This window comes from Pseudomonas sp. W2-17, assembly GCF_041060445.1.
GTDB lineage: Bacteria > Pseudomonadota > Gammaproteobacteria > Pseudomonadales > Pseudomonadaceae > Aquipseudomonas.
Genome location: NZ_JAUFNS010000010.1, coordinates 20,747 through 34,112 on the forward strand (window position 1 = coordinate 20,747; position 13,366 = coordinate 34,112).

The following is a 13,366-nucleotide window of genomic DNA, read 5'->3' on the forward strand; positions in this document are numbered from 1 at the left end:
AAGTAAAAAGCCGATGCCCGAGAGACACCGGTTGCACGGGTCAGGCTTCGACCAGACGACCTTCTTCGAGACGCCACACGCGGTCCATCTGCCGGGCCAGCGTCATGTCGTGGGTCACCACCAGAAACGCGGTGCGCGACGACGTGCTGAGTTCCAGCATCAGGTCCTGAATCCCTTGTGCGGTATGCGAATCGAGGTTGCCGGTGGGCTCGTCGAGCATCACCAGACCCGGCTGGTTCACCAGAGCGCGGGCAATCGCCACCCGCTGACGTTCGCCACCCGACAACTCCGACGGCTTGTGCGCCAGGCGGTGCTTGAGCCCTACCCGCTCCAACAGCGCGGTTGCACGCTGACGGGCTTCCGGAATCGGCGTCTTGCCAATCAACAATGGCATGCAGACGTTTTCCAGCGCCGTGAACTCGGCCAGCAAGTGGTGGAACTGATAGACGAAGCCCAGGGCGCGATTGCGCAGCAGGCCGCGGGCTTTCTCGTTCAGCGCCGAGAGCTCTTCACCGGCCAGCCAGACGCTGCCTTCGGTGGGCGTGTCGAGGCCGCCGAGCAGGTTGAGCAAAGTACTTTTGCCCGATCCCGAACTGCCGACGATCGCCACGCGTTCGCCCGGGTGCAATTCCAGTTGCAGCCCGGACAGCACGACCACGGATTCCGGACCCTCCTCGTAGGATTTGCCCAGGTTGCGGCAGCTCAGTACAGCTTTATCACTCATGCCCGACTCACTCATAACGTAGCGCCTCCGCCGGCTGGGTGCGCGCAGCACGCCAGGCTGGATACAGGGTGGCGAGGAAACTCAGGACCAGCGCCGCGCCGCATACCAGCAGCACGTCCTGGGCCATCAATTGCGAAGGCAGATAGTCGATGAAGTAGACATCCGCATTGAGGAACTTGTGGCCGATCAAACCTTCCAGCGCGGAAATCGCCGAACTGACATTGAGGGCCGCGAGAATGCCGACGCCGGCGCCGATCAGCGTGCCGACCACGCCAATGACCGTGCCCTGGACCATGAAGATCGCCATGATCTGGCCCGGGGTCGCGCCCAGCGTGCGAAGGATGGCGATGTCACCGCGCTTGTCGTTGACCACCATCACCAGCGTGGAAATGATGTTGAACGCCGCGACCGCCACGATCAGCAGCAGCAGCAGGCCGATGATGGATTTTTCCATACCGATCGCCTGATAGAGGTTGCCGTGGGTGCGCGTCCAGTCGCGGGAGTAATACTGGTGCTCGCCGAGATTCTGGGCGATTTCGTACGCGGTGCGTGGTGCCTTGAACAGATCGGTGAATTTCAGGCGCAAGCCCTGAACCTGATCCGGCTTCCAGCGGTGCAGCCGCGCCAGGTCCTGCAGGTTGGTGACGCCCAGGTAGCCGTCCAGCTCGCCGGCGCCGACATGAAAGATGCCGACCACGGTGAAGCGCTTCATGCGCGGGAACATGCCGGCCGGGGTCACAGTGACTTCCGGGGAGACGAAAGTGACTTTGTCGCCCATGCCGACACCGAGCTTGGTCGCGGCCTTGTCGCCGATCACCACGCCGAACCCGCCCGCGACCAGATCGTCGAGGCTGCCCTGCTTCATGAAGCCGTCGATGATCGACACCTTGCGCTCCTGCGCCGGATCGATGGCGTTGAGCAGGATTTTCTGCACATTGCCGTTGTTGGTCAGCAGGCCTTGCATCTGGGTGAACGGCGCAACGGCTTCGACCTGTTTGTTCTGTTTGACCCGGGCGGCCAGGGCCTGCCAGTCATTGATCGGTTCGCCGGACTCGATGGTGGCGTGGGGCACCATGCCCAGCACGCGGGTGCGCATCTCATGGTCGAAGCCGTTCATGACCGACAGCACGACGATCATCACGACCACGCCCAGGGCGAGGCCGATCATCGACGTCAGGGAAATGAAGGAGACAAAGTGATTACGGCGCTTTGCACGGGTGTAGCGCGTGCCGATGAATACAAAAAGAGGTCTGAACATTTAGGCGCTTGTTCGGAGGAATGGGAACGTGCTTGTGGCGGGCCTGGGGCAAGCGGCTTTACACTCGAATCACAGCCGAATCATGCTCGGGAAGCTGAGCTATGATCTTGAGCAATCACTCTGACAACCGCCGCTACCATGGGTTCGCCATGCCGACACTAGATGAAGAAGAACGCCGCGAATACTACCGTATCGAGGACAGCGTCGCACTGGAAATTAACCGCATCGCCGGCCCCGACACGGGAGATGAACCTGGCCATCACGACACGTCCACGCTCTTCGATCTGCTGAGCGAATTGCACGTCGCCGAGTTCGAATCCCAGCATCTGCTGCGTCAGCTGGATGATCGTGACCGCACCACCAACAGCTTCCTTCGGGCCATGAGCAAACGCATCGACCTGCTCGGCCAAGTGGTTGCGCATACCGCACTGGGCAAGCTCGGCGCCCCGCAGCGCGTGATCATGTCCGAGGGTGGCCTGCAATTTGAAACCCCTCAACCCTTCCAGCCCGGCACCCTGCTGTCGGTGAAAATGGTGCTGATGCCCCAGGCTTCCGGGATGATGCTGCGCGCACGGGTGACGCAGTGCCATGCCCTGACCATTGGCGATTTTGACGTCGGCACGGAGTGGATCGACCTCACCGATGCCCAGCGCCAGCTGCTGGCCCGACACATCCTGCAACGACAAGCCGCTCAGAGGCGACTGGCCCGTGAGCAAAGTGACCCCGACGTAAGGCCGAACTGATTCCAGCGCGACTTATTTCAGAGCGACTTATTCCCGCGCCATGCGTACCAAGGAGTGATTGTGACCTTTATTTACGGCCACCGCGGCGCCAAGGGCGAAGCACCGGAAAACACCCTGAACAGCTTTCAGGAATGCCTCAAACACGGCGTCAAACGTTGCGAACTGGATCTGCACCTGTCCCGCGATGGCGAGCTGATGGTGATCCATGACCCTACACTCAAGCGCACCACCGACCGGCGCGGCAAAGTCGTCGAACACGATGCCGCCGATCTGGTGACCTACGACGCGCGCAAGGGTGGACCGGGCTGGGTGCAGCCCTGCCCCATTCCCCGTCTGGAAGAACTGTTCGAGAAATGCCCCTTCGATCACTGGCAGCTGGAAGTCAAAAGCGCGTCACGCACCCGCGCGGCGACCACCGTGCTGGCGATTCGCGAAATGGCTCAGCGCCACGGATTGCTGGATAAAGTGACAATCACATCCAGTTCCCGGGAAGTGCTTCGCGCCGCACTGGAGCTGACGCCGGACCTTTCACGTGGGCTGGTGGCGGAATACGCCTGGCTCGACCCGCTGAAAGTCGCCCAGGGCTATGGCTGCGAGATACTCGCGCTGAACTGGACGCTGTGCACGCCCGAGCGCTTGAAGAAAGCCCAGAATCAGGGCCTGCATGTGTCGGTGTGGACAGTCAACGAGCCGGCACTGATGCGCAGACTCGCCGACTTCGGCGTTGACAGCCTGATTACAGACTTTCCCGGTTTGGCCAGCGCCACCCTTGGGAAGTACTGAAATCGGTCTCCCCGGCCGGCTCAGGCCACCGGCCGGAGCCGCTCAAAAAAGCCGGTTGAGGCCGTCGTACGCCGCGACCCGATAGGCCTCGGCCATGGTCGGGTAGTTGAACGTGGTGTTGACGAAATACTTGATGGTGTTCGCCTCGCCCGGCTGATTCATGATCGCCTGACCGATGTGCACGATCTCCGATGCCTGGTCGCCGAAGCAGTGCACGCCGAGGATCTGCAGGGTTTCCCGGTGAAACAGGATCTTCAGCATGCCGACCGGCTCGTTGGAAATCTGCGCGCGGGCCATGCTCTTGAAAAACGCCTTGCCCACTTCGTACGGCACTTTGGCCACGGTCAGGTCGTGTTCGTTCTGACCGATGGAGCTGATCTCGGGGATGGTGTAGATCCCGGTCGGCACGTCGTTGACGAAGCGCCACGCGCCGTTGTCCACCGCACTGCCCGAGGCCGACCGACCCTGGTCATACGCCGCACTGGCCAGACTCGGCCAGCCGATCACGTCGCCTGCGCCATAAATGTTCGGCTGGCTGGTGCGGTAGGCTTCGTCGACATCGATCTGACCGCGACCGTTGGCCTTGATGCCGACGTTTTCCAGACCCAGCTTGTCGGTGTTGCCGGTACGGCCGTTACACCACAGCAAGGCGTCGGCCTTGACCTTCTTGCCGGACTTGAGGTGCAGGATCACACCGTTGTCCAGCCCTTCAACGCGCTCGTACTCCTCGTTGTGGCGAACCATCACGTTGTTGTTGCTGAAGTGATAGCTCAGGCCCTGGGAGATTTCCGAGTCGAGGAAGCTCAGCAGTTGGTCACGGTTGTCGATCAGTTCGATCTCGACGCCGAGGCCACTGAAAATCGACGCGTATTCGCAGCCGATGACGCCTGCACCGTAGATGATCAGTTTGCGCGGGGTGTGACCCAGGCTGAGGATGGTGTCGCTGTCGTAGATGCGCTTGTGGGAAAAGTCGATATCGGCGGGCCGATAAGGCCGCGAGCCGGTGGCGATGATGATCTGGTTGGCAACCAGCTTTTCCACGACGCCGGTGTTGCACACGACATCAATGCTGCGCTCGTCGGCGAAGCTGCCGGTGCCGAAGAACACGTCGACACGGTTGCGCGCGTAGTAACCGGTGCGCGACGCCACTTGCTTGTTGATGACCTTCTCGGCGTTCTTCAGAACGTCCGGGAACGAGAACCAGCGTGGCTCGCCAATGGCCCGGAACATCGGGTTGGTGTTGAACTGAATGATCTGTTTGACCGAGTGACGCAGGGCCTTCGACGGGATCGTGCCCAGGTGCGTGCAGTTGCCGCCGACCTGCCGACGGCTGTCGACCATTGCCACCTTACGCCCGGCCTTGGCAGCGTTCATTGCCGCGCCTTCACCCGCCGGGCCCGAACCCAGCACTACCACGTCGTAGTTGTAGACAGCCATGCGTACTCCTCAGAACTGGCCGAGCCACCACTCTGGTGCCTCTGGCTGAATCATGCCGCTCCGGGCGGCATGAAGGATCGAAACTCGCGGCGCAGTCTAGTCGCACCGAGGGCAAACGACCATTAACCCTTGGTCGCGTCCCTCGGCAGACTTCACTGCACTGTCGCCGGTCGAGGGGCGGAAACCTTACTCGACTGCAGAATTGCTGCGGATGATAAATCCCTTGCGTGACGAATCCTAAAAAAATCGCACGTCCGGACAACTGCCTTTCCAGCGGCCCTGGAATTTACTCGGCCAGATGGAGAAACAACCGCTGCGCCAGTTCCTTGCCGATGGCGCTGCGATAAATGCTCACCACTTCCTTGTTGTCCTTGGCCGCCGTGAGCATCGCCCTGTAACCCATCAGCCGCTGTTCCGGCAGTTTAAGGTGCGCTGCGGTGAAGGCATCCGCCGCCGCGTCATCGCTGGCGTAGTGAAAATGCGCCCACCACAGCAGATGGTCTTCCCTGTCGCGAATGGCGTATTCCTGCACGAAGTCGTTGCGGCGGGCACCCGACATATTTTTTCGGCCGTCAACCCGGGCGATGTGCACCTCGTGCTGTCGATCCAGATAACTGATGCGACCGGCCGTGGGCGGCTGGCGCTTGATCATCTCGATACGCAGCTGACGTCCCTGCTCGCGCAATCGCTGTTCGGCCCCGCGCAAATCGTCCAGCAAGGTCTGGACTGACTGCCCCTTGCTGTCTTCCGCGTGGGGATCGTCCAGATGAATCTGCAGCTTCTCCGCCAGCTCACCCAGCTTGTCGGCCTTTTGCACCAGGATGTCTTCCATGTCCTCGGGCTCATTGGCCCGGCGAGACTGGCGCACTGCGTTGGCGATATCGGGCTCGACCCGCTCCAGCAAGGCGCGTCCGCGGCGCATGAGTTCTGCGGGCGGGACGATGCTCTCTCGATTGACCGGCTGGCGGCGCTGGTCCTCGAGTTCAACCCACTCCCCTTCCGCGTGCTGGTGGTACGTGCCGACGACGCGATCACCGGCAGCGTCCTTGACCTCCACGACTTCACCCAGTGAAGGCTCTTCACCTTCGCGCAGACGGCCAATCAACGTGCGTTGGCTTCGGGTCTTGATCACCCGCTTGCGCGTCTGAGCCGCCCGCGGAACATATTCGGCAAGCGTCTCGGCGGGCTCCTCGCTCTCGCGAATGAGGTCCGAAAGCCGATGCTCGGCGCGGTCGGAGATCAACGAAAGATCCTCGAGGAAACGGTTGAAATGCCCGGTATTGAGCGCTTCGGGCTCACTTTCAAAGGCTGCTAGGGCGACTATCGAGGCCCGGTCATATTCCCTGAGGGAGCTTTCCAGCACAGCGATCTGTTCGGCGATCGTGTAATCGTGTGGCCTTTCCAGCTCGGCCTGAGAGCTCAGCGCCGAGTGCAGCGAGTCGTCGTTGAGCATGCGCTTGAGCGTCACCGCCCTGTGGGTATCCAGAATGGTCTCGGCGTTGAAACACAGTTCGAGGGACGACCACATGCGACTGGCGCGCCAATCGACGAGGGAGAACATCCGGTTGTTGTAAAACTCCAGCGCCTCCGTGCGCCAGTATGCCTCGCCGACTTTCGGCACCTCGCGCAACCGCTGCCACAGCCCTTCTCTGACCAGCGCCCAGTGAACTCCGCTCTCTTGCAGCACCAGGGACTTCTCGAACAGCCCCAGATAGATCCCGACATTCTCGAGAGAGAGAATCCCGGACACGGCGCGCATCCGGGCCAACTCTTCTTTGGCGACGATGAGCATGTCGCTGAGCAGCACGCCCTCAAGCAGACAGATCCGCCTGACGATGCCTTGCAGGTCCTTGGCATAGGTTTTGTCAGGGGTGCGATCGGCAGGACGCAATGACTGGTCGATGGCATTTTTGCGGTCGATGATCTCCATCACGGCGCGGATGTCTGCTTCCAGCAACGAAGTGATCTCATGGTGCCTTTCGAGCGGCAGGGCATCGATACGGTTGTCGTTCTCCACAATCCTGATGTAAAGATCGTTCTGGCGCTTGAGCAGCTCGGACTTTTCCGCGATGGCCAGCTTGAGTCGGGCGGCGTTTTCCAGCGCGAGTTGCCGGGCGCTGCGCTTGGGGCCGCCGCCGCGAAGGCGCAGCCCAAGGTCGAGACGCCAGACCTGACTCTCACGCGCAAGCCAGGGCCCGGTGAATTCATCGTTTCGCGGGTCGACAATCTGCACGTGGTCGTTGACCTGAACCCTGTACACCGCGCCATCGATGCGCGCGTACCACGCGCCATTCAGCTCATACAGCCCTTGGGTGCCAGCGGCGCCTGATGGCTCCGGCAGCAAAGGTGCTGGCCGGACTTCAAACGCCTGCAGCGCAACCTGCTGGGCAGCCGTCAGGCTCAGGTCGGCGCGCGACCAGGAAAAATCCAGTTGGGTTCTCACTGTGCCGGGCAGCGGGTTCGTCTCCACTACAGGCGTTGTCTCCGCGGCAAGGGTCGGACTGGGTGCTGCCAGCAGGTCTGCCAGATTCGGCCGAACTACCCCTGCTGCTCGCCCGCGCGCCGGGATGACACGATTAGCCTGGGTGCTATGCAGCAGCAACATCGCCACGGTGAGCAGCAAATTGCTCATGGACTCTTCACGATCACGGTCAGTGGCATTGCGCTCAGAGGCCAGGGCCCCTTGCGCCTCGTTCATCATCTGCACCAGCCACAGCGCATTGCCGACGGGGCCGGAGACAACCGGCATGAGGGTCTCCAGCGCCAGCCAGCCACCGCGCTTGAGCAAGGCCCAGCGACTTTCGGCGTTGGACGTGGACTGCCTGTCCGCCAGCTCGACCAGCGCGGCTGCATTGGCCTTGAACAGCGCAACCAGCGGGTCACCGCCGACCTCGTCGACAGCCAACTGCGCAGGCGCCGGGGTTTCCAGCGGTGCGAACTCCGAACCCTGACCGAAGCGCACGATGTGCGGCTGATCGAAGCCGCCATTGCCGTACACCTGCCGCGGATGATCGTCCATCCACGTCAGCACATCGTCCTGAAGCTCACCGGGTTCGACGATGGCGGCGCGCAGGGCTGCCCAGGATTCGAATTCGATCAGCGAATGACGGGAAAACGGTCGATACAGCACCAACGGGCCCCTGGATGTATCGCGGTCACCGATCACGAACATGTTGGCGACTGCATCAGCTTTCTTGCCAGCCATTGCGCGGAATGCCAGCGGACGCAGCGTCGTGTTGCGCAGCGCTGAAGGACGCTGTTCCGACGGCTGAACGAGGGCGGCAACACGCTGACAGGCGCTGTCGCAAAAGTGCCCCTCGCTCCGTATTTTCAGCTCCAGCGCCCGCAGTGGCAGTTGCGCGCGAAGCTGCTCGATGTACGCCGCCTGATGCTTGGCGGATTCACCGGGGTCAGTCACCAGCACCCGTTTCAGCAGCGCGGGGTAGTGGCGCCCGATGTCCACCTGACACACCAGCAGCCGCAGATAATCGGCGCTGAACCAGGCCGGCGCCGGGGTGCCGTCCCTGTGCACGACGTGCAGCGCACCGGCCGGCTCGCCGGAAAGGTTTTCCAGAGCAAACTCGGCGAGGCTCATGCGCACTGGCTCGACCACGCCCGAGGTGACCACCTGACCACCGCCGGGAATCGCGGCGGCGACCACTTTGCGGATAACGACGTCCAGATCGGCTATCAGCAGATCTGCGGCCTCCGGGTGATCGGCGAGCATTTCGCGCTGCAGTTGCTGACTGGCGTAATCGAGCAACGGCGGCATGTCTTCGTTGAACGTGCTCCCTGCGCTCGCTGGAGTGCTCGCCAACGCAATCATTCGACGGCTGAAATCCATGCGGTCGGCAACGCTGGCGTTGCGCAACCAGTCAGGAAGGGTTTCGGGGGTTTCCATCCCAGGGATGGCGGGGATCAGAAAAGGCGTGATGTCTGTGGCAGTGGTCATCCGGCGATCAAGATCGGCAAAATCCTCTGCGTCGGCGTGATCGAGCCGGGTGATCTGCTGCAATTGGCAGGCAAGGATTGACTGGGCCAATGCGTCGAACGGGTCTCCCTCAACCTCGCGCAGTGCCCAGGTCTCGGGGTGGGTGGCTGACGGCGAAGTATCGATGCTGGCCAGTAGTTCTGTCAGCGAGCCATGCCTGACGATCAGACCCGGCGACTGCCAGGTGAGAAACATCTCCGTGCCGCCCCACATACCGGTCGCTGCCAGCACGGGCAGCACTGACGCCGGTGACGAAGGGTCCACTGCCTGGGGGATGCAGGCGCGAATGACGTCGTCCGCATGGGCCTCGTCGATACTCAGCATGAAGCTGCGCTGGGTCTGGTCGGGAAAATAAGCGATGGGACGAAGGAAATCGCGCTCGTTGTCGTGCAGCGCCGGGGTGTCGTTCAACGCTTGCAGATAGCCCTTCTTCAGCGCATCGGACAGTTGCGCCCAGGGGCTCTGCCCATCAGCGGCCGGCGCTTCCCAGAAATCCATCAGCGCCTGCTGGAACTGCTCGTTCAGCCCCAGAGCAACCGTATCGATCAGAATATTCAGCTGATCAAAATCGATCGGCGTCGGGGTGGCGTCCTGGATGGCGGGATCGATGACCAGTGTGTTGGCCTCGGAGCGCCAGAGAGGAGTCTTGCCGGTCAGGAATGCCTGCTGCAGATTTCTCAACAGCGTTTCCGCGCGCTGGGTGCCGTCGGAGGCGGTTCGGGTGATGACGCAAATCTCGGGAGCGATTTCAAGGTCCGGAAATTGTTCTTGCAGCGCGGATTGCAGCTGTTTGATCGCGACGTCATGCAAGGTCGGTCGCCGGGAAACCCCAGCGACCAGATGAAGGGTTGAGCTCATTGGCCAGTTAACTCGTGCAATGTATTGAGGATCGCTCAGGGCCTCGTGAGGCACTGAGAGAATTTGCGGAGAGTTAAACCGGGAATGAGTCCATCGATGGGATACATAAATATTGTTTTCACGCGGGCGCAGCGGGAGGTCCGTGGTCGATGGGCGGGGCGTTCTGATTGCCAACCGCCAGCTTTACACATATCGTTACAAATCTGGGGTGCTCGAGGCCAAGCGCGGGCGCCGCAGCAGAGGACGCATAAATATAACGGATCCCCCCAGCTAGACAGCTAAGTGAGTAATTCCAGATGGCCTCGAACACGGGCAAAGGCAAGGCGATATTTCGCGTTGTGAGCGGCAACTTTCTTGAAATGTTTGACTTCATGGTCTATGGCTTTTACGCCACGGCCATCGCCAAAACCTTCTTCCCCGCCGACAGTGAATTCGCATCGCTGATGCTGTCGCTGGCGACCTTCGGCGCCGGTTTCCTCATGCGCCCGCTGGGTGCGATTTTCCTCGGCGCCTACATCGACCATCACGGCCGGAAAAAGGGCCTGGTGATTACGCTGGCGATGATGGCCATGGGTACGGTGCTGATTGCCTGCGTGCCGGGTTACGCGACCCTGGGCGTTGCCGCACCGATCCTGGTGTTGATTGGCCGCCTGCTGCAAGGCTTCTCGGCCGGCGTTGAGCTGGGCGGCGTCTCGGTTTATCTGGCGGAGATTTCCACGCCGGGGCGCAAGGGCTTCTTCGTCAGCTGGCAGTCGGCAAGCCAACAGGCAGCCGTCGTTTTCGCAGGTCTTTTGGGCGTGGGTCTGAACCACTGGCTGAGCCCGGAAGACATGGGCCAATGGGGCTGGCGCGTACCGTTCCTGATCGGCTGCCTGATCGTTCCGGCGATCTTCGTGATCCGTCGCTCGCTGGAAGAAACCCCTGAGTTCGAAGCCCGCGCGCAACACCACCGCCCAAGCCTGGGCGAAGTGGTCAAGTCGATCGGCCAGAACTTCGGACTGGTCATCGCCGGCATGGCGCTGGTGGTCATGACCACGGTGTCGTTCTACCTGATCACCGCCTACACCCCGACGTTCGGCAAAAACGAGCTGCACCTGTCTGATCTGGACAGCTTGCTGGTGACCGTCTGCGTCGGTATTTCGAACTTCATCTGGCTGCCGGTCATGGGTGCGCTGTCGGACAGGATCGGCCGCAAGCCCCTGCTGCTGGCGGCGACCATTCTGGCGATCATCACGGCGTACCCTGCCCTGTCCTGGCTGACCGCCAACCCGAGCTTCGGCAACCTGCTGATGGTCGAGCTATGGCTGTCCTTCCTGTACGGCTCGTACAACGGCGCGATGGTGGTTTCCCTCACCGAAATCATGCCGGTTGAAGTGCGCACCACCGGCTTCTCCCTGGCCTACAGCCTGGCGACCGCGACGTTCGGCGGTTTCACGCCGGCGGCCTGTACTTACCTGATTCACGTGCTGGACAACAAAGCGGCACCGGGCATCTGGCTGAGCGGCGCTGCGGTACTGGGCCTGATCGCCACGCTGGTGCTGTTCCGCAAGGGTCAGACACGGATTCAGGGCGTGACGGCGGTGAGCTGATCGCCGAGAGCTGTAAGCGGCAAGCTTCAAGCAGCAAGTAAAAACAAAAACGCCCCGAACCAGTCGGGGCGTTTTTTATTTCCAGATGACATGAGTGTCACTGCAACCCATCGTTGTCCAGAACCCGCGCGGTCGCGCAGCAAACACGGTCCCTGTGGGAGTGAGATCTGCTCACGAAGAGGCCAGGACTGCCAGCCACTTTCTCTGGGGAATGAAAGTCAGCCTTCGCGAGCAAGCTCGCTCCCACAGGATCGTGGGTCGCCTCGGGATTTCAGCCGGTTCGTAGACTTGTGGGAGTGAGCTTGCTCACGAAGAGGCCGGGACAGCCAGCTATTTTCTCTGGGGAATGAAAGTCAGCCTTCGCGAGCAAGCTCGTTCCCACAGGATCGTGGGTCGCCTCGGGATTTCTGCCAGTTCGCTGGACTTGCTCACACATGAAAACGCCCCGAACCAGTCGGGGCGTTTTTTTGTGCTTAGCGTTTCAGCTCACCGCTTACCGCTGCTTTCAACCTACTTCGGGAAAGCTGGCGGGTTGACCCCGGTCATTTCTTCCATCACGCGGACCACCTGGCAGCTGTAGCCGAATTCGTTGTCGTACCAGACGTACAGCACAACGCGGTTATCCATGGCGATGGTCGCCTCAGCGTCTACGACGCCGGCGTAACGCGAGCCGACGAAGTCGGTGGACACCACTTCCAGGGAGTTCACGAAGTCGATCTGTTTGTGCAGATCCGAATACAGCGCGGTGTGGCGCAGGTATTCGTTCATCTCTTCGCGAGTGGTCGCCGTCCCCAGGTTCAGGTTAAGGATGGCCATCGAGACGTTTGGCGTTGGAACGCGGATCGCGTTGCCGGTCAGCTTGCCGGCCAGCTCGGGCAGTGCCTTCGCTGCAGCGGTGGCGGCGCCGGTTTCGGTGATGACCATGTTCAGCGCGGCGCTGCGGCCACGGCGATCGCCCTTGTGGAAGTTGTCGATCAGGTTCTGGTCGTTGGTGTACGAGTGAACGGTTTCGACGTGACCGTTGACGATGCCGAACTTGTCGTTGACGGCCTTCAGCACCGGCACGATGGCGTTGGTGGTGCAGGATGCCGCGGAGATGATCTTGTCATCGGCGGTGATCTGCTGGTGGTTGATGCCGTGCACGATGTTCTTCAGCTTGCCCTTGCCCGGCGCGGTCAGGACCACGCGGTCGATGCCCGGGCACTGCAGGTGCTGGCCCAGACCGTCGGCATCACGCCATACACCGGTGTTGTCGACCAGCAGCGCGTCCTTGATACCGTACTGGGTGTAATCCACCTCGGCCGGGTTCTTGGCGTAAATCACCTGAATCAGGTTGCCGTTGGCGCAAATGGTGTTGTTGGCTTCATCGATGGTGATGGTGCCATCGAAAGGACCGTGGACCGAATCACGGCGCAGCAGGCTTGCGCGCTTGACCAGATCGTTTTCAGCACCCTTGCGGACCACGATGGCGCGTAGACGCAGGCCGTCGCCGCCACCGGTTTTTTCGATCAGGATGCGTGCCAGCAGACGACCGATGCGACCGAAGCCGTACAGTACGACGTCAGTGCCCTTGCGCTCGCCGGAGTTCTGCTGGCCAATGACTTCGGCCATTTCTTCGCGGATGAATTCTTCAGGGGTGCGGCCATTGGCTTCGGCCTTGTACTTCACCGCCAGCTTGCCCAGGTCCACCGAAGCGGCGCCCAGTTTGAGCTCGCTCATGGCTTTGACGAGGGGGAACGTCTCGTGTACGGACAACTCGCTGGCGTCGGCCTGGCGGTGACGCGCAAAGCGGTGTGCTTTGAGAATCGCGATGACTGAACGGTTGATCAGGCTGCGGCCATAGATCGAACTCACCACATTATTATTGCGGTAGAGCTGACCGATAAGCGGGATCATCGCCTCGGCGAGGGCTTCACGATCGATCCATTCACCAAGACACTGGTCGGGCTTCTGAGTCACGGGAACCTTCCACATGTAGGGGCT

General features: G+C 61.4%; 8 protein-coding genes. 3 read left to right on the forward strand and 5 right to left on the reverse strand.

The genetic code is table 11. The annotated features are described in order from the left end of the window. Positions 1 to 40: 40 nt before the first annotated feature. Complete coding sequence (gene lolD, locus QWI20_RS14210; protein ID WP_167355799.1) at positions 41 to 724, reverse strand: lipoprotein-releasing ABC transporter ATP-binding protein LolD; 684 nt, start codon at positions 722 to 724, stop codon at positions 41 to 43. A 7-nt stretch (positions 725 to 731) separates the two neighbouring features. After that, a complete protein-coding gene (locus QWI20_RS14215) occupies positions 732 to 1,982 on the reverse strand; it encodes a lipoprotein-releasing ABC transporter permease subunit (RefSeq protein ID WP_108119677.1) in 1,251 nt (416 codons plus the stop codon). 149 nt (positions 1,983 to 2,131) lie between these two features. On the opposite strand from QWI20_RS14215, the gene QWI20_RS14220 reads away from it, so the two are divergent. Together QWI20_RS14220 and QWI20_RS14225 are read left to right on the forward strand one after the other, a co-directional pair. Beyond that, the gene (locus tag QWI20_RS14220; RefSeq protein ID WP_369306039.1) at positions 2,132 to 2,725 is read left to right on the forward strand and encodes a PilZ domain-containing protein; all 594 of its coding nucleotides are present in this window, start codon (positions 2,132 to 2,134) and stop codon (positions 2,723 to 2,725) included. A gap of 60 nt (positions 2,726 to 2,785) precedes the next feature. Continuing rightward, complete coding sequence (locus QWI20_RS14225; protein ID WP_369306040.1) at positions 2,786 to 3,508, forward strand: glycerophosphodiester phosphodiesterase; 723 nt, start codon at positions 2,786 to 2,788, stop codon at positions 3,506 to 3,508. Between the two features lie 42 nt (positions 3,509 to 3,550). Here QWI20_RS14225 and sthA read toward each other — a convergent pair whose 3' ends face one another. Together sthA and QWI20_RS14235 are read right to left on the reverse strand one after the other, a co-directional pair. Further along, a complete protein-coding gene (gene sthA, locus QWI20_RS14230) occupies positions 3,551 to 4,945 on the reverse strand; it encodes a Si-specific NAD(P)(+) transhydrogenase (protein WP_122538030.1) in 1,395 nt (464 codons plus the stop codon). A 286-nt stretch (positions 4,946 to 5,231) separates the two neighbouring features. Beyond that, positions 5,232 to 9,794, reverse strand: a complete 4,563-nt coding sequence (locus QWI20_RS14235) for a DUF6543 domain-containing protein (RefSeq protein WP_369306041.1) — start codon at positions 9,792 to 9,794, stop codon at positions 5,232 to 5,234. A 296-nt stretch (positions 9,795 to 10,090) separates the two neighbouring features. On the opposite strand from QWI20_RS14235, the gene QWI20_RS14240 reads away from it, so the two are divergent. Continuing rightward, entirely contained in the window at positions 10,091 to 11,383 is a 1,293-nt protein-coding gene (locus QWI20_RS14240; protein WP_369306042.1) for an MFS transporter, read from the forward strand. Between the two features lie 510 nt (positions 11,384 to 11,893). Here QWI20_RS14240 and QWI20_RS14245 read toward each other — a convergent pair. Next, positions 11,894 to 13,357: a glyceraldehyde-3-phosphate dehydrogenase gene (locus QWI20_RS14245; RefSeq protein ID WP_122538023.1), complete on the reverse strand. Its 1,464-nt coding sequence runs from the start codon at positions 13,355 to 13,357 to the stop codon at positions 11,894 to 11,896. Between the last annotated feature and the right edge of the window lie 9 nt (positions 13,358 to 13,366).